This is a genomic window from Streptococcus oralis subsp. tigurinus (assembly GCF_002093575.1).
GTDB lineage: Bacteria > Bacillota > Bacilli > Lactobacillales > Streptococcaceae > Streptococcus > Streptococcus oralis_CH.
This window is the reverse complement of record NZ_LNVH01000004.1, coordinates 103401-122812: the sequence shown is the minus strand read 5'-3', so window position 1 is coordinate 122812 and position 19412 is coordinate 103401. Positions and strand designations below refer to the sequence as shown.

6 protein-coding genes and 1 other RNA gene are annotated in these 19412 nt (G+C 43.4%); 2 read left to right on the top strand and 5 right to left on the bottom strand.

Annotated features, from left to right (window positions below; all coding sequences use genetic code 11):
- Window position 1 precedes the first annotated feature (1 nt).
- The 3 genes from rnpB to ATE37_RS05585 form a co-directional block, all read right to left on the bottom strand.
- Window positions 2-383, bottom strand: an RNA gene (gene rnpB, locus ATE37_RS05595) — RNase P RNA component class B.
- 22 nt (window positions 384-405) lie between these two features.
- Entirely contained in the window at window positions 406-732 is a 327-nt protein-coding gene (gpsB, locus tag ATE37_RS05590) for a cell division regulator GpsB (protein ID WP_061418633.1), read from the bottom strand.
- 69 nt (window positions 733-801) lie between these two features.
- A complete protein-coding gene (locus tag ATE37_RS05585; RefSeq protein WP_084868303.1) occupies window positions 802-1329 on the bottom strand; it encodes an SLOG family protein in 528 nt (175 codons plus the stop codon).
- Window positions 1330-1395: 66 nt separating this feature from the next.
- Between ATE37_RS05585 and recU the strand changes: the two genes are divergently transcribed.
- Both recU and pbp1a read left to right on the top strand, forming a co-directional pair.
- A complete protein-coding gene (gene recU / locus ATE37_RS05580; protein WP_000248761.1) occupies window positions 1396-1992 on the top strand; it encodes a Holliday junction resolvase RecU in 597 nt (198 codons plus the stop codon).
- On the top strand, window positions 1989-4157 hold the full coding sequence (gene pbp1a / locus ATE37_RS05575; protein ID WP_084868302.1) for a penicillin-binding protein PBP1A: 2169 nt from the start codon (window positions 1989-1991) through the stop codon (window positions 4155-4157). The genes recU and pbp1a overlap by 4 nt, the downstream gene beginning before the upstream one ends.
- Window positions 4158-4324: 167 nt before the next feature.
- On the opposite strand, the gene ATE37_RS05570 is transcribed toward pbp1a, so the two are convergent.
- Both ATE37_RS05570 and ATE37_RS05565 read right to left on the bottom strand, forming a co-directional pair.
- A complete protein-coding gene (locus ATE37_RS05570; RefSeq protein ID WP_084868300.1) occupies window positions 4325-12574 on the bottom strand; it encodes an SIALI-17 repeat-containing surface protein in 8250 nt (2749 codons plus the stop codon).
- A 139-nt stretch (window positions 12575-12713) separates the two neighbouring features.
- Window positions 12714-19181: a SpGH101 family endo-alpha-N-acetylgalactosaminidase gene (locus ATE37_RS05565; protein ID WP_084868299.1), complete on the bottom strand. Its 6468-nt coding sequence runs from the start codon at window positions 19179-19181 to the stop codon at window positions 12714-12716.
- Window positions 19182-19412 lie beyond the last annotated feature (231 nt).

Here is a 19412-nt window from a genome sequence, read left to right as displayed (position 1 = left end):
TTTCTATAAGCCATGTTTTGTTCCAGAAGTGACTAGGACCACTTCCTTCGATAATCATCTGTCTACCGCTAACAGCATAAATCTGCTAGCAGTCAGAGTACTACGTTCGTTTCCGTGCACTCCATGCCCCGACCAAAATTTGGGTTGCTAGCTTGAGGGGTTTACCGCGTTCCACTCTCTCTGTTTCCAGAAAGACTCCGTCACTGTGGCACTTTCAAGCCTATTCTGACCTATCCGAAGACTTAGCCATTTCGACTGCCGTAACGATCACTCGTCCCTAGGCTTATGGATTCGCCTAGCACAAACACTACAGGCATCACAGCCTGTGCTAGCATGGACTTTCCTCATGAAAAGAGAACCTCTTCACGCGATTATCCAAAAATTGCACTCATCCCTTACTCAATATCAATCTTGATTGTCTAAGATTTGCTTACCAAATACTTCTTTTTCGAGACGATTTAAGCGTTTCAAAATATCAAAATTTGTCATTGAAGTAGAAGCTGTTACTTCAATAGAGTCTGGTTGAGTTGGAGCCGCCTGTGGTTTACGAGACAACTCCTCCTTCAAATCGGCAATTTCTTGGCGAAGGGATTTGACCAAAGCTGCGTAGGTTTCATAATCCTTAATCACATCATCGAGGAATTCATCCACCTCTGCTCTGCTATATCCACGCACTTCGCGTCCAAACTCTTGTTCAAAAATATCTTTTGCTGAAAATATAATACTTGCCATGTCTCTCTCCATTCTGGGTTACTAGTATTATTATATAAAAAAAGACAAGTAAAAATCAAGGTCAAAGGGTTACTTTTCAGAAAAATTTTCTGCTAGTTCATTTAACTCATCAAATGTTAATTGCCTTGTAACATAGTCCGCTTGATTTTTCATCATTTGGTAAAAATATTGTAACTTGGTTTCGTTTTCTTCATCATAAAAAAGATAGCAAATATCTGTGTTCTCCAGTAAAAATGTCTGATAATCACGTAGTTGTCCCTTGTGTTCATATTGTGGATAGGCATATTTAACAAAATCAACTTGCTTGAATTCGCTCAACTTCACTTGATTGGCTTCATTCCAGTTACTACCATGGGTTTCAAAATCAAAAATGGTCGCCAGCTGAAATCCATAGTCTATTTTCATGTCTTTCGCCACCTGAAGTACCCAGTACTCAAAGCCCAGAGCCCCAGTAAAGACAAGCCAGGTCACCCCTTCCTCTGCTAGACGCTCCAGGTCTCTCCGAATAGCTGTTTTGATAATATCAACGCGAATATCCTTGTCATTAAAGAGACCAAGGTCGAAGGCAGAATAACCTGAAATCAAGGCTGTTGTCATTTTTAACCCTTTCTTTGTAAATTTATGATATAATAGAGTGATGTTATTGTACCAATAAGGAGAATTATGGTCAACTATCCACATAAAATTTCATCACAGAAGAGACAAGCTCCCCCATCACAAACTAAAAATTTCGCTAATCGGGGAATGTCTTTTGAAAAGATGATCAACGCTACGAACGATTATTACTTGTCGCATGGGATGGCAGTGATTCACAAGAAACCAACTCCCATCCAAATCGTACGTGTTGACTATCCCCAACGAAGTCGAGCCAAGATCGTTGAAGCCTACTTCAGACAAGCTTCAACCACAGACTATTCAGGGGTTTATGATGGATATTACATCGACTTTGAAGCAAAGGAAACTAGGCAAAAACATGCGATTCCGATGAAGAATTTCCATCACCATCAGATTCAGCATATGGAACAGGTCCTTGCCCAGCGAGGAATCTGCTTTGTCCTTCTTCACTTTGCTTCTCAGCAAGAAACTTATTTATTGCCGGCTGTTGACCTGATTCGTTTCTATCATCAAGATAAGGGACAAAAGTCAATGCCACTTGGATATATTCGAGAAAATGGATATAGGATTGAGCTGGGTGCCTTTCCCCAGATTCCCTATCTCGATATTATCAAAGAACATTTACTAGGTGGTAAAACAAGATGAACAAACAAACTTTTCTGCGAATAGCTAAGTATGTCAGTATCAGTCTCTTAACTGTATTTATCGCAGCTGTAATGCTTGGTGGAGGTCTCTTCCTCTACTATGTCAGCAAGGCTCCGACCCTATCTGAAAGTAAACTAGTCGCTACAACGTCTAGCAAGATCTATGACAAAAACGATGAACTCATTGCCGATCTTGGATCAGAACGTCGGGTAAATGCGCAAGCAAATGAAATCCCTACAGAGTTGGTTAATGCCATCGTCTCAATTGAAGACCATCGTTTCTTTAATCACCGCGGGGTTGATACTATTCGTATCCTCGGTGCCACTCTACGAAATCTTCGTGGTGGTGGAGGCCTTCAGGGAGCTTCAACCTTAACGCAGCAGCTGATTAAATTAACTTATTTTTCTACATCAACGTCGGACCAGACTCTTTCACGTAAGGCTCAAGAAGCTTGGCTGGCCGTTCAACTTGAACAGAAAGCAACCAAGCAAGAAATCCTGACCTACTACATCAACAAGGTCTATATGTCAAACGGTAACTACGGTATGCAAACTGCTGCCCAAAATTACTATGGCAAGGACCTCAAAGATTTGAGTATCCCGCAGTTGGCTCTCCTTGCCGGAATGCCTCAGGCACCAAATCAGTATGATCCATACTCACATCCAGAAGCTGCTCAAGAACGACGCAATCTCGTCCTCTCTGAGATGAAGGGACAAGGTTACATTTCAGCTGAGCAATATGAAAAAGCGATTAATACTCCGATTACAGATGGACTTCAAAGCCTAAAATCGGCTAATAGTTATCCTCCATACATGGACAACTATCTCAAAGAGGTAATCGATCAAGTCGAACAAGAAACAGGCTACAATCTCTTAACGACTGGTATGGACGTCTATACCAACGTTGATCCTAAAGTTCAACAACATCTCTGGGATATCTACAATACCGACGAGTATGTCAACTATCCTGATGATGAAATGCAAGTAGCTTCAACGATTGTGGATGTGACAAACGGGAAAGTTATTGCTCAGTTAGGTTCTCGTCACCAATCAAGCAATGTTTCCTTCGGAATCAACCAAGCTGTTGAAACCAACCGTGACTGGGGTTCTTCCATGAAGCCAATCACAGACTATGCTCCTGCCTTGGAGTATGACATCTACGACTCAACTGCTTCGATTGTACATGATGTTCCATACAACTATCCTGGAACAGATACCCCTCTTTACAACTGGGATAGAAGTTATTTTGGAAACATCACCATCCAATATGCGCTCCAACAATCACGTAACGTTACAGCCGTAGAAACCTTGAACAAAGTCGGTTTGGATAGAGCCAAGACCTTCCTAAATGGAATCGGTATTGACTATCCAGATATGCACTATGCCAACGCGATTTCAAGTAATACGACTGAGTCAAACAAAAAGTACGGAGCAAGTAGTGAGAAAATGGCTGCTGCTTACGCTGCTTTTGCTAACGGTGGTATCTACCATAAACCAATGTATATCAACAAAATCGTCTTTAGCGATGGTAGCTCAAAAGAATACGCTGATCCTGGTACTCGTGCCATGAAAGAGACGACCGCCTATATGATGACAGAAATGATGAAGACTGTCTTAGCATACGGAACTGGTCGTGGTGCTTATCTCCCTTGGCTACCTCAAGCTGGTAAGACTGGTACATCAAACTATACAGACGATGAAATTGAAAACTACATCAAAAACACAGGTTATGTCGCTCCAGACGAAATGTTTGTTGGGTATACTCGCAAATATTCAATGGCCGTGTGGACAGGTTACTCAAACCGCCTTACTCCTATCGTTGGTGATGGCTTCTATGTTGCAGCTAAGGTCTACCGTTCAATGATGACTTATCTGTCTGAGGATAACAACCCTGGCGACTGGACTATGCCAGAAGGCCTCTATCGAAGTGGTGAGTTCGTCTTTAAAAACGGTGCTCGTTCTGCATGGACTGCCCCTGCTCCGCAACAGGCTCCAACACCTGAAAGTTCGAGCTCGACATCAGAAAGTTCAACTTCACAGTCAAGCTCAACTACTCCAAGCACGAATAATAGTGCAAACAATAATACCAATAACCAGCAACCAAATACAACGCCTGGTCAACAAAACCAGAACCAAAATCAGAATCCTCAACCAGCACAACCATAACATTTATCACCCGGATTTTTCTGGGTGATTTTTTCATAGCAGTATCGTATTTATGTGCTTAACAAAAGCCTGAGAAGACATCTTCTCAGGCTTTTTCTGTACTATAAACCTCATTGGGAAAGATAGGAAACGGATTTCGTAATCTTGTTAAGAGGTTTTACTAAATACTAGTCTTTCTTTGTTTTTGCTACAAAGAGAGCAGATAGGGCTAGGCTAACACCTGCTAGGAAGAGGGCTGTGTCAGATTGACTCTCACCTGTTGCTGGCAAGCTCTGTTTTGCTGTTTCTTGTCTAGCAATTTCTTGTTTATGATCTGGAGTCTTACCTTGATCAGAAACTAGAGTGCTAAGTTTAAACTCAGGTTTTTCTACTGTTGGAGCTGCTTGGTCGCCTACTGTCGATAATGGACCTGTGTATTCTGGAAGCTCATGTACCAGTGCCATAACAGCATTGACACCGCCATTGAACTCAGGTTTCTCTACTGTTGGAGCAGCTTGATCACCTACTGTTGCTAGCGGGCCTGTGTATTCTGGCAATTCATGCACTAGAGCCATCACTGCATTGACACCACCCTTGAACTCAGGTTTCTCTACTGTTGGAGCAGCTTGGTCACCTACTGTCGCTACTGGGCCTGTGTACTCTGGAAGCTCATGTACCAAGGCTTCAACTGCATTGACACCACCTGTGAATTCAGGAACCTCAAGAACAGGTGCTGGTTCTTCACCCTTGCTTGATTGGATCGGTTCTTCTGTCAATTCTTGATGGAAGCTTGCCAATTCATAAAACTCAGCCTTGCCGCCTTCCCAGACTAATTTGACGTCTAGAAGAGAGCCGCCATTTCGGATAGCAAAAGTTTGGAGACTAGATGTAATGGCACCGAGGTCTGTCCAACTGTCTTGACCATCCTTGAGTGTTCTAGCAAGAATACGTGCTTTCGCTCCTTCAGGAAGACTAGAAACAAGACGAAGGTGGTTAGCATTGGTCGGCTCAGACAAGTGATACACCAACTCGCCCTTGTCTTTTTCAGACTTGTAGCTGGTCAAGACTTTGCCGTCTACAAGATTATTATAAAGGTTGCCTTGGCTTTCTCCACCATTTCCTTCTACTGTTGGATCATTGATTGGTTTGACAAATTCACCATCGTTGATGACCAATTCTGTAAAGCCTACAAACCGGGCATCATAGTCTGCTGTATAGAGGACACGGAGATAGTTAGCTTTAACTGGTGTCGTCAATTCACCCTCGATGTAGCGATTTCCTGGCATCTTAGAATCGTGTGTCCAACCATCTGTCAATGAATCATCGTGTTGGCTGTTGGCCACACCATCTCCCACTGTCACAACATCTGTCCAAGTTTTACCGTCTTGGCTGACTTGAATCTTGCCATCACGAAGGTAGTTTTGTGTTCCGTCTTGGATATAAGCTCTAATCTTCTTGATAGTGCGTTCGCTGCCAAGTTTCAAGGTCACATGACCATCTTTATGGGCATAGTCTGAAAACTCAACGAAGTTGTTGTAAACACCGTCAAATAGTTGATCTAGGTTGTTCAGCTTACGAACATCATTGCTTCCGTATGTTGGATGAATGCCCATAGTTGTAGATTCTAGTTTGGTTGGTTGCACTTCTTTGGTTGTCACAAGGAGAGAAGTGGCTGTCACAGCTTGTTCCTGATCTGTTTTATTGACCAGACGCACATAACGTACCAAGTGACTCACTACAGATCTGTCTGTCAACTGGCTAGCTGGCGTCCACTCTTGCGCATTTGCAGAGTATTCTAGGCTGAGTGCTGAGTTAGCCTGGCCTTGGAGCTGGATGCTCTTGACTTGATGGATACGATCAAGTTTCATACCTAGATAGCTATTTGCAGGAAGTTTAGTTCCAGCTGGAATTTGAAGTTCATAATGTCCCAAGCTATCCACTACCGGCGTTTCCTTCAAGGCATCGACGTTGGTGTCCGTTAACTCACTGTTTCCAGAGCGTGTCTCAACAGAGAAGTCTTGGATACGCCACCAGAGGTCGAGTGCCTTAGTATTGCGGACTCGGATGTAGCGAGCATTTATAGCTCTGGTCACTTCCTTGGTTTGTTCTCCTGATAGGCGATCCAACTCTTGCCACGCAGTTCCATCTGTAGAATACTCAAGTACACCTGCAGCAAGCTTATCACCCGTTCCTTGGCGAAGTCGTACTTTAGTGACTGACTTGACTTCACCGAGGTCCAGTTGTGCCCAGGCATCTACTGGTGTCGTATTGCTACCGTCAGCATTTGCCATCATGGCTTCTGTATTGTCCTTGCCATCAGTGATTTGACGGGCTGAGGTATTTAGTTTGTAAACTAGATTTGAGCTTAGACTAACTGTCGTTGCTTGTTGGCTACGAGCTTTTTCAACTGGACGGTTGACTGCAATTTCCTGAACTGCAAACCAAGTGTTCTCGCGGTCTGCTGTCGCAATCATGCGAACTGCCTTGGCCTTGATGTTGAGATTCTCAAACTTAAGCAGGGATTCATTTCCGACATAGCTTGGCTCTTTCAAGGTTACCCAGTTGTCATTTTCATCTAGATACTGCACTTCTGCCTTACTAAAAGTATCACGCGGATTTGCCTGCGTTCCCATAGCAAAGGTCAAGGTTTGAATCGCTACTGGCTTGTTGAACTTCATACCAATATAATCACCTGTCTTGATGCTATTTGGTGATTTAATAATCGCATGAGTTGCCAAGTCGCCATCCGTCACTTCTGCCAAACCACCCTCTACACCTGTTCGATTGGTGATAAAGGTGCTGATGATTTGATCTGGGTGCAAGACTTTTTGAACTTCAGACGCTAGAACTTCTTTCAAGGATAGGATAAATGGACGAATATGTTGAACACCCAATTCAGCTTTTTCCATATGGTCTACATAATGGAAGGTGTGAGTTTGAGACTGTTCGTACAATTTCAAACCTTTATAGTAGCTATCCCAAAGTTTGGCTGCATCGTTTGTAGCCATGGCTTCAGTTCCTGTAAGGAAGGCATCGAGGGCATTCATTTGGTCGATTGCATTATCCAACCAATAGTGGATTTGGGCAACCATTTTTTTATCGCCTGATGCTTTATAAAGTTCGGCTGCATCTTTAATCTTGGCAAATTCAGCTCGCAAGGCTGCACGTTCGGCAGTCACATCCTGACCTGCTTTGAGCTTGGTCATGAAGTCTGTTAATTTTGGAGCCAAGTCTACAGATTCTTCTAGTTTGACGACACGATTATCCATGTTTTGGTTGATCATGTGCTTACCAAGTTCACGGAAGGCTGCTGATACCTTGCTATCTTCAAAATGACCATTTTCTACAAAGTTGAAGGCAATATCATTGATTTTCTTAGCTTCTTCTTCTGATTTCCACTGTTTCCATGAGTATTGAGCTCCTGAAAAGAGGGCAATCTTAGATGGTTCAGACTGTTGCATTGGGTTCAACATGATACCAGACAGCAAGCTTGGATCCACATTTGGATGAAGGAATTTCTCACCACCACCTAGAATCAAGTGTTGTTTCGAGTTATCTGTTACAGGCCAGTTAATCCAAAGTGAAACTGGGCGATAGGTCTTGCCACCTGCGGATAGATTGTTCTTGAGAGTTGAAAGGAAGCTTTCAGAGACTTCACCCCAAATCTTACCACCCGTCAAGGTCATTGATGTTGAACTTGGGAGATTTTCATTGAGGGATTTCAACTCATCTTCACGTCCATTACCCCAATACTGGCCAGGAACAAAGATCATTTCTTTACGAAGACCGCTGTAAGTTCCCTGCATTTCAGTCAACCACTTGGTCATATCTTGCATCAAGCGGTTGTAGCTATTGTAGCCTCCGACTGGGCTTGGAGCATCATCTGCAAGGATACCAAATTCGCGGACACCCACTTTCATCAACTGGGTAAATTTGGCCTTGATGGTTGCCAAATCTTCTTGGTAATGCGCTTCATTGCCAAAGCGGATACGGTTGTTCATGAATGGATGGATAGTCCAGACATAGCGTGTTTTACTTTGATTTCCGACACGAGCAAGTTCACGGATTTCAGCTAGTTTTTCTTCCGGATAGAGTTCACGCCATTTCTTGTTGTGGTATGGATCATCTTTTGGTGCAAAGAAGTATTGGTTCAATTTCAAATCGCCACCAAAACGCATGAGTTCTGCACGATCGGCATTCGACCATGGGTTTCCATAGTATCCTTCGATGAAACCACGGTTCTTGAGCTCTGCGTAATCTTCTACTGTCACATTACGAAGGACTGGTACTTGGCTTTCCTTGAGCATGTGTTTCAAGGTTGTCAAACCATAGAAGACTGCATCAGTGTCTTTTCCGACGATAGAAATCGAATTATCCTTGATACTCAAGACATAGGCGTCAATCTTGTCAAAGAGACCTGCTGAAACCTTGGACAAGTTTTGCTCTGCTTGTGAACCTTGTCCATGCACTCCAAGATAGATGTTGGTTGCGCCAGCGATTGCTGCCTTACCAGTTGTATAAGATACTTGATTGTCCTGCAAGACACTCTTCAAGCGATTACGAGTATAGATATCGAGTTGATCGCCCATGACCAGATTGACTTGCTTACGAAGGGCTATAACACCTTCGCCATAAGTTACTTTTTGTGGCGTTGGGAAGACCTTGTACTCTTTCTTGAGATAGTCTGCGCTCTTGCTGGCAGCTGCAATGCTATCTTCGCTAGCTGGTTTACTTGCAGTGAATTGATCTGCCAATTCAACTGTTCCATCACCGGTTTGCTCTACTTTTGGTTTTTCAGGAGTAGATGGTGGTTGAGGCTGACTTGGTTCAGGTGTTTCTTGTCCTTCTTTGACAGGTTTCAATAGATGAACTTCAGCCGCACTTGCAAAACCACCAACGCCTTCCAATACTTTCAACTCAATCTTGTTGGTATCTACCGCCGCAAAGTTAACTGTTTTTTCTTGGGCATTGTTGTCCCAGCTTCCTTCTGAAACCTTGACCATTTGGCCATCTTTTTGTGCGTAGATTTCGTAGCGCGTCACAACACCATTTCCACCACCTGGACGTGGGAGATAAGTCAAACCATTGACTTTTTCTGCTTCTTTCAAGGTCATAGTAAGAGTGTATGGCGCAGTGTCACCAGTCCATTTAGTATGCCAGAAGGTATTTGGATCATTATCAAAGGCCTTTTCAACAGCGCCTTCAGTCGCGTTTCCTGGAAGTTGCTGACTGCTTGCGGTTGCAGTGATCTTATCATTTGAAATCAAGCGAGGATTTACAAATGGTTTGTCTGACAACTCTGCACTATGCAAGATTCCTTTGAAACCACCGATGCTTTCAAGCGGTAGTACCAAGCTATTGTGGGCAAAGCGAGGGTAGGCTGGATTTGCGATACGCTCAATCTTTTCACCATCCACATAGACTTCGGTTGATTGTGGTTTGGTCACGATAGAGATTTGATAACGTTTGTTCTTTTCAAGTTTTTTATTGAATTGAATATGGAACTGTTCAAATTGATAAGCAAGATAACCATCTTTATCAGCTAGATAGATACGATTGTCCCCACTTGTTGAGAAGGTTTGTTCCCCGTCTCCAGTGACAGTTACATCAAACTTCAAGACGTGACTTGGACCAACATCACCAGCCAAGCCTTCGATACTGCTGTCTTTCTCAAAAGCCAATCCCTGCTCGCTTGTCTTCACCTTCTTGCTCGCATAGTTCTTGACTGTTTCAGAATTGATAGTAAACAAGTCGCTTTGATCAATCTCTTTATCAGGATTTGACTGTGGCGCATAAGGACTCGTTGGTAGGGTGCGTTCTGCAAAGGTCGCAGCTGCACGGTCAGATCCCCAGGTGCGTTCTGCAGTGGTTTGCATGCTCTTGAAAAAGCGTTTGAAGATGTCATAAGAGGTCAAACCTGTCTCATGAAGGTCGATATTATCATTCCAAACTGCGTGACCACCACCAAGGATACTTGGATGAGAAGCTGGTAGAAGTGGACCTCCACCTGTTCTAAAATCATTCGGTGTCCAGCTATTGTACTGGCGTTCGTAGTTAGCATAGTCCCCGTAGGCTGCTTGACTATTGCTTCCACTTGGCACACTATAGGTCGGTACATCTGTGATGTTGATAATCTTAGCTCCCTGAGCAATGGCTTCATTTGGTCGTTGCCAGCTAATACTCCAGATATCAACTTCTACTCCGTTCCAATCAACCGCTGTTTTACCTCGTTTCGCACTGAGTGAGCCCCAGATACGAGGGGTATAGCCTTTTCCTTTAATGTATTTGATAAGGTCATTGACATAGCGACGATAACTTTCTCTGCTGCCATAGTATTCATCCGTTCCGATATGAACTGTGGACACGCCATGAAGCGGTGCATTTGGACCATCGAGGAGTTTGTCATAAACTGATTTGACAAAAGCCAGCGTTTCATCGTATTTATTATCTAGATCGAGCATGGCTACGCGCTCAACATTGTGCTTGCCTGCATAATCGCTCAAACTACCTTGATACATGAGGTCTGGGCGAACTTTGACAAATGATAGAGCGTGACCTGGTGTGTCAATTTCTGGTACTAGGTTGATATGCAAGGCCTTGGCAAGTTTAATCAGATTTTGCATTTCTTCCTTGGTATAATGCTCGTCTGATGTCAATTTTTGACCATTCTTACCGACAATGTCTGTCTCCACACGGAAACCAGTCTTGGCATGTTCAAGTACATACTTGAGTTGTTCTTCTGGACTTAAATTCTTACCTGCCAAGTGTTCCTTAAGGAAGATATAGTTATCATTAAGGTGCAACTGCAAGTCGTTCATCTTGTAGTAAGCCATGTTGAGCATGATGTCTACAAGGGTGTCGTAAGGGATAAATTTACGACCTGTATCTAGCATAAAGCCACGGTGGCTGAAACTTGGGAAATCACGAATTTCGCCATTTTGTAGGTCTGTTTCTCCCATTTGAAGAAGAGTACGAGTGGCGTAGAAGGCTCCTGTGTTTGTGGCAGCTTCGATGGTAATCACATCATCTTGGATAGTGATGCCATACCCTTCTTTACCATAACCCTTGTTTTCAACCTTTTTAAACTCGATTCGTTTTTGAGCCTGCTTATCACCTGTCGCCAGTTCCAATCCACGGCTAGCAAGGTCTGACTGGTAAAAGGTTGCTGCCTGATCAAAGCCAGAATCACCTGTCGCAAGGACTGTATCTGAAGTGATAGAAGATTGGCCTTCTTTCCCATACCATTGTTGAACAGCTGGTGCTACTTTTGGTTTGACACCTACACCCTCGTCCTGATGTAGGCCCCTGATGACTACTTCAAACTCTTTTGTAAAGGTATGACTGTCTCTAATTTGTTGGACCATGACCTTGACGCGTTGATCTGTCAGAGGTTTATGGATGTGATTTTGAAGGTCAATCACACCTTGCTTGTTGCTTCCAATGAGACTGACTTTTCCTGGTAAAGTTGGTAAGACAAGAGACTGTCCATCTTCTGCTACTGTTAGTTCGGTTACTTGGCGGATATCCATTAGCTTACTATGGTCCGGAACGTTAGAATAAGCTCGAATTTCTTGGATACCAACGTTTCTCCAACCCATTGTGCCCGCTTGATAGTCGTTAATTTCTAACTTAAGATATTTAGCTTGAATACTTTCAGCTAGGTCAACTTTCTCATCTAAAACAGGATCTCCAGTCTTGGTATGAGCGAGTTTCCATTGTTTTTCTCCGTTAGCGCCCACGTCTTCTTGACCTGCGTAGTAGAGACTCCAAGATTTGATATTGGGGTCATTTTGCCCATTACGAAGACGACGATCCCAGTCTATTTCTACATGCTTGATGAGAGTAGTTTTTGGAAGAGTTAATTCGAAGGTTGGTTTTGGTACATCTCTATCTGTAGCCCAACGGGTATTGTCATCTCCATCGATAGCCTTATCTGCAGTAAAGTTGGTCCCAGTCTCATGGTTGCTCGCCTGAGCAGTAGCACCCTCGAGATGGTTGACATCTTCTCTATCTTCGATTGTCTTTTCAGCTGGTTTTTCTGCTGGTGTAGTGGTTTCCGCAGGTTGATTGTCTGCCTTTGGTGTTTCAACCGGTTTCGGCGTTTCTGCCGGCTTGGGACTTGCAGGACTTGTCTCTGGTTTTGCCTCTTCACTTGCTGCAGGATTGGTTCCCTCATCAGTCGCTGGAGTTTCTTCATGACTTGTTTCTGTTGCAGCTTCTGCATCCGCCTTTTCAAGCGCAGCGGCTAAATCATCTGGTAACTTATCCATGGCTTGAACATGAGTGATACTTCCCTCTGTCTCTGAAGGTGTTGCTGTTTCTGCCGCCTGAACCATATTGGCGCTAAAGATACTAGCACCAATCATAACGGAGGCTGCACCGATTGCAAATTTTCTTATACTATAGTGACAGCGTTTCTCAAAAAAATGTCTATCCATCTTTCTCCTATTCCTTTCATCCGCATACATGAGTAAGCGGTATCATTTCTCCTTTGAAAAAGGAGAGAACCAAGAGGTCCTCTCCGGCTATTTGTTCCTTTTGATTCGAGTTGCTTTGAACAGCTGAAATCAAATCTCATTAATCTTCTTTACGTTTTGTCGCAAGAACCGCAGCAGATAAGGCGATGCTCACACTTGCTAAGAAGAGGGCTGCTTCTGAACCATGTTCTCCTGTAGCAGGAAGTTTCTCTTCTTTATCTTCCAGAGTTTGGGTATCAGATACTGGGCTTGGAGTGAGCGGGTACTCAGGTTTTTCAACTGTTGGAGCTGCTTGATCTCCAGCGGTAGCCAATACACCTGTGTAGGCTGGTTTCTCGTTTACCAAGGCTTGAACCGCATTGACGCCGCCCTTAAACTCTGGGGCTTCATTGACAGCTGCTTCAACTGCATTAACCCCACCCTTGAACTCTAGGACTTCATGTACAGCTGCCTCTGCTGCATTAACGCCGCCCTTGAACTCAGGGACTTCATTGACAGCTGCCTCTGCTGCATTAACTCCGCCCTTGAACTCAGGAACCTCATGTACAGCTGCTTCTGCTGCATTAACTCCGCCCTTAAACTCTGGGACTTCATTGACAGCTGCTTCCGCTGCATTGACGCCGCCCTTGAACTCAGGGACATCAAGAACTGGTGGTTGTTCTTCACCCTTGCTACTTGTTGGAGCGTCTGGTTTCGTAGCAGGATCTTTTAATTGGTTGAGATAGTCTGCGAAGTAGGCAACCATTCTTTCCGTCAAGAGATGGTTATCCGTCGCATATTTCATGCTCGCCTGAACTCCAGCCACTTCCTCTTGATTGTCCTTGTCTGTTAATTTCTGCGCCTTAGCCAAAGCTGCTTCATAGCCTGACAAGTCAAGAGGTGTTTCTGCTACTTGTGGACGGATAAAGATGAGTTCCGCTGCAGATTGGTATTTATCGCCACCATCTCCGTAAGTCTTGGTACCTGTAAGGACAATTTTCTTAGCCTTGATTGTCTTGCCAAAGTCAATGTCTTTTGGCTTGTTGTTATCTGGCCAATCTGTCACGGTGAAGGTATGTTCTTTACCAGACTCATCTGTGACAACCAGTTTCACATCACGCAAGTTACCATTTGAACCTGATCCACGTGGAACATAGCGAAGTCCAGTGATTTCAGTTGGTTCTTTCAAGACCATGGTTGCAGGCTTGCCTACATCTCCACCATTCCAAGATGTATGCCATAGACTAGACACATTGCCATCAAAGGCATTCTCAATACCTTCACCTGGTTGAGCTGGCGCATCCAAACTTTCAAAGTCTTCTGCTACCAAGGCTGTCTTCTTTTGAACCAAAGCATTCTTCAGAGCTTCAATCTTGGCAATCTCTGCACGCGCTTCTTCCACGCTAATGTCATCATCTGCCTGACTGAGGTTAAAGACCGCCTCTTTCAAAGCATCCATAGACTCCTTCGTGTAGTTAGTCATGGCAACCGTTGGCAAGTAGTTCTTGAGAGCATTTTCTGTCAACATCTTACCTGTTAGGGTAATTTCCTCGATGTGAAGATTGTCCATCATGAAGTCGTTGTAACCACGGAAGTTGGCATTTCCGCCAGCATCTCCATGAGTATTGCTTGCGTTTCCAGTTGAGTAGATACCTACCCAAGTATCGCCTGTTTCTGCACCTGTCACGAGGAAGGTTACTTTCTTGGCTTTCTTAGAATCTGTCCAAGTATTTGGCAATTCATGCATTTCCAAGTTGCTTGCTTGACTACCACGACGACCTGATTGGAATTCTCCCTTACCGACTACAAAGGCGTAGGTATTGTCAGAGCCTGCTTCGTATTCAAAGGTTACACGATAAGTCTTACCTGCTTCAAAACGGAAGTTTTGTGGAATGGTTTGGTAAACCAAGTTACGACGGCTCACTAGTCCATTTGTCTTCAATGACCAATTTCCATCGATAACATCATCGACTTTCTTACCATTCCAACCACGCTGTGTATATGGATCGTGTTTTTCAGACAAGTGAGTCCGGTTGTCTTCGACACCTTCGACACCACCCACTACAAATGGGAAGATACCCTGAGCAACATTTTCAAAGTCTTGTTTGAAGGTGCCTTTACCTGTATCATGCTTGTCTCCGTACATGCTTGAATTGTTTTCAAAGGTACGAATTTCATCAAAGTAAGTTGCTTCATCACCAGCTTCACGACTCAATGTCAGAGTGACATTTGATACGTCAGCTCCAGTTGTAAAGAAGGCGTACATATTTTGGAAGTAACTTGTATCATCAACTGTAGCATTTTCACGACGATTGTTATGAGCATAAGCTTTGATATAGTTGAGAGCGAGTGACTTATTGGTATAAGTAGTCACTTCTTTTTCGCCAGTATTCACTGTGATACTTGCCTTAGCATTACTACGATTATCAACACCAACATAAACCGCATACTTGGTATTTGGTTTCAAGCCAGTCAGTTTCTGAGTAAGGCTGACTTTGCTCTTATTGCCTTGGATACGAAGCATTTCATTTGCGCCTTGTGATTTGACAATTTCTGCCTTAGAAGCATCACCAGAAATGGTCCAGTGTTTCAAAGTTCCACTGTTAAATCCTTGGTCGTAGATGTGCATGCCTTCGCTCCATGACATTTCAGGATTGGTTTGTTTTGAACGGTAAAGAACGTATGGTTGATTTGCTAGAAGGTCTAGGGTAATCTTGCCATCTTTTACAGTTAGTTCTTGCTCTTCTGTCTTACCTTGGTCAGTTAGCTTGTAAAGGTAAACCTTGCTATTTGCCCAATCGCTCGGAAGTGTCCAAGTTGTTGCACCAGCTTGCGTATTGAAGTAGTACATTTTTTCCTTATCAGTAGGAAGTTTCTTACCATTTGCATCCCAGTTCCAAGGAGTCAAGTAAGCTGAGCCATCTTGGATAACACGTCCATTGAGCGTTACTGTACGTTCGCGGTATTGCGGGCTATTGACATCATTTGACTTACGAGTCACAACAACCTTGTTACCTGCTGCATCGACTAGCTCAACCTTCATTTCTGGAGTCCATTTATAGGTGCTACCATTATCGGTCATGGTAACTGGTGTACCATTTTCCCATTTGCTTACAGTGAAGTGTTGGAAGTACTTGGTCATGACATCATGGGCAAATAAGTTGGTTACATAGCCATTGTAGTCACTTCTTCCTTGCCAGCCCTCAAAGTCTTTCATGCTGTAGCCACCTAGAAGTGGATAGTTGGCCGCACCACCGTAACTTCTGTAGTCCCCAACCCAAGAATCTTTTTGGTGGTTGCGGATAAAGCGTGTGATGGCACTGTTGATACCTTTATTAGTGTAGCCACCATAGGTCAAGTCAGCTGCCCAGTGTTGGAAGGTAGAGTCGTATTCACCACCATGACCCCACTCGATCGCAAAGCGCCAGCCTTGTTTGTTGATCTCTTTAGCAAGAACGTGGGTAGCCCAGGCACCATTATCACCTGATTGGCCATTGCCCCAAACGTCCACATAGATAAAGTCGAGACCATCACCAAGTTTTTTCTTCAAGTCTTCCCAGCGAGCCAAGCGTCCATGTGCCAAGTCATAAGCAGCATCAATGTTGATACCTTGGTCTAGCCAGTTCCAGCCGTAGCTATAGCTTCCATCTGGATTCTTACGAAGAATTTTTTCATTGAAGTACTTAGACTCAGGATAAGTTTCTGAAGCGTTAACGTGGATACCTAGATGAGCTCCATATTTCTTAGCCTTCTCAATTAGGGTCTTAAAGTCTTCAACACCACCAATACGTTTACCAATATCAGCATAGTTCAAGTGGCCTGAGTCATGACCTTCACTACCATAACCTTTAAGGAGAACACCTTGCCCAAGACCATCTGTGTGGAGATTGATTTTCTTGATACCATCTAGAGTCATGAGGAATGGGTTTTGTGCTTGTGAGCCAAAGTTCATCGCGATACGATAAGCTGTAATATCCTTAACTTTTTCCCAACCTTGAGGGTTGTTCATGATGCTACGATAAGCAATGGCACCATCCTGCCAGTCGACTTTCTTGTCCGCATTGGCATCTTCAGTGATAACAACCTTGGCACTTGGAAGTTCCTTAGTATACTCTGGGAAGACAATGCCCTTATAAGCTTTTTCCCATTGCCATTCAGAGCTATGAATTCCAACATAGTTGGCATTCCCGACTGTTTCCTTGTAAGCTGTCAAACGAGTCCAGTCATAAGAACCTCCGCCGTAGCTGTTTTGAGAGTTGCTCCAAACACCTGCAGCAAGCTTATCTGTAGAAACAAATCCATACATGTAACCCTTGGCTAGGTCTTTCATTGGATTGGTTACATCGATATGATCATCTCCGCTAACATGGGTATTGTTTGACATGGTTGCCCCATCAAACTTAGCACCAGCTTGATCACTTGAAACAGATACTAAAGCATTGCCAAGGAAACTAATCGTAGAAAGCAATTTTCTTTCGTCATCAATCTTTTGACCTGGAGTAACTTGATTATGGTTGACAATCTTGGTCACATCAAAGTGCAATTGATTGTCCACAACTTGCAAGCGTACTGTCATTTCCGCATTGATAAGATTAGCATCATCGCGAAGCTTCATCACGTACTCTGCTGTTGTCTCATTGATTTTTTTGTAGGTAACTTCAGGGGTGACTTCGTGTTTGTTAATAAATACTTTATTGAACTGTTGCACCTGTCCTGGCAAAGTATGACCATTCAAGGTGTATTCCTTGACACGAGGGAAGGCTTGGTCAATCACTGCTTTGAGGACCTTAGACTGGATCGTATCATAAGTCACCTTGCTATCGTCAACGGCCGGACCTGTTTCTTTCTGGGCAGGAGTATCATCTGCTTTTACACCTTCTTGATTGTCTGTTTTAACGCTGACAACTGTTCGCTCATTGCCATAGGAACCAGCTTTTAGGACAATTTTCTTCTCATTTTTGAGAGTTTCATTAACAGTTGCTGGCAAAGTGACCGTATCAAAGAGTTTCTCATCATTATTCGTTGCATTGAGTTGTCCATCTGACTTGAGGGTAATTGATAGGCGGTTAATTGTTCCTGTCTCAGGCGCTGCTACACGTCCCCCCTTATACCAGGTGCTATCGGTTGGAGATTTATACTCCCAGAACCAGCCATCTTTGTCATAACCAACAAAAACATTGTTCTTGGTATCTTTAAATTTCAAGAAGACACCAAAGCGTGATTTGCCCTTTTCAGAATCATCTTTGAAGGTTAAATCAACCGTCGCATTTCCATTAGCGTCAACTGTCCATCCTTGTTTTTCAAACAAGGCTGGTTTATCGCCATTGTCGTTCTGTGCAGTTGAAGACAATTGATTGTAGCGGACACCTTTTTCTTCACGAACCGTAACTGTTCCCTGCTGTTCTTTTTTTGCTACCGTTTGCCATTCAGGGGTTACTGTCTTAGGGGTTTCAGGTTTAGCAGCTGCAGGTTTATCCTCTTTTGGTTTTTCTTCAGCCGGTTTTTCTTTCTCTTCCAAGTCTGCTGGTTTCACACTTGAAATTCCCTGCATGTGGTCCTGGATCCATTTTAGTTGAGCTGGTGAGAAGAGAATGCCTCCACTACGTTTTCCAACTACACCATTTTGATGCACACCGACTAGTTTGCCTTCTGTATCAAAGATACCGCCACCACTAGCGCCCGGTTTGCCTCCTTGGTAACCAATCCCTTGGACACCTTCTCCGTATGGTTCCACAAAATCAACTGTAGTATTGACAATCGGATTCAATTTCCCTTCTGGATAACCAAAGACATGGAGCTTATCTCCGATTTTCTTAACTACTGGTTTTTTAGTTACTTCAACAGGCGTATTTTCTAGAACTGTACGCAATCTCACTAGGGCCAAATCATTTTTGAAGCCCTTCAGGTAGCCTTCACGATCCCAATGAATAATATCTTTCTTGCTGAACTTGACATCTGGCAATCCCGGATATGAGATGCTATAGATATCTCCATCCCCTTGATCATTGTCCACAACCTTACGGATATTACCGTCTTGGCTGTCCTTGATAAAGTTATGAGAAACCGTCAAAACAAGGTCTTTTGCAACGACAATACCGCTGCCTTCTCCTGATGGTGTCTTAATCTTAACAGTCGCGCCGTAGTTTAATTCCCCATTGGTAGTCTTAGCCACATCTTCTGGAATGAGCTTCCCAGTATCTTGAGCCAATTGATCCTTGTCAACTTCGCGCCCATTGTCTTCAGCTTTCTCCAACTTATCTTCTAATTCTTTTGGCAGATTGCTTGGCTTTTCAGACTTTTCTTTTTCTTGAGCCAACAACTCTTCTTCTGTTTGAGGGCCTTCAGTAGTTTCAGCTGAACCAGAATTCTGAGCGGCAGCTTCCTTGTCAAAATCGTGCCCCTCATCACTAGCCTTCTTATCCAAATCAGCCAATTCACTTGGCAAATTATCTGTTGAACCAACCCTTGCTTGATCAGCCAATACTGGGGCAGTCGCAAAGAAAGTCGCTCCAATCATCACCGAAGCTACCCCAAGCGTAAACTTACGAATACTAAACTTACAGCGTTTTTCAAAAAATTGTTTATCCATAAACTCCTTAATCCTTTCACTTAACAGTAAGCGTTTACATTTCTTTTTTAAAAAATACTCCTTTCTCTGAAAGTACCGTGCTTAACTGTCATAAATAAAAAAATAATTATGCTTTTAATATAACAAATAATATCTAAGAAAGCAATAGGAAAAAGGAAAATTCGGAAAAATTTCTCAAGACACCCCAAATTTAAAAGCTCGCTTTAAAGATATAAAAAGGACTTAGCATCC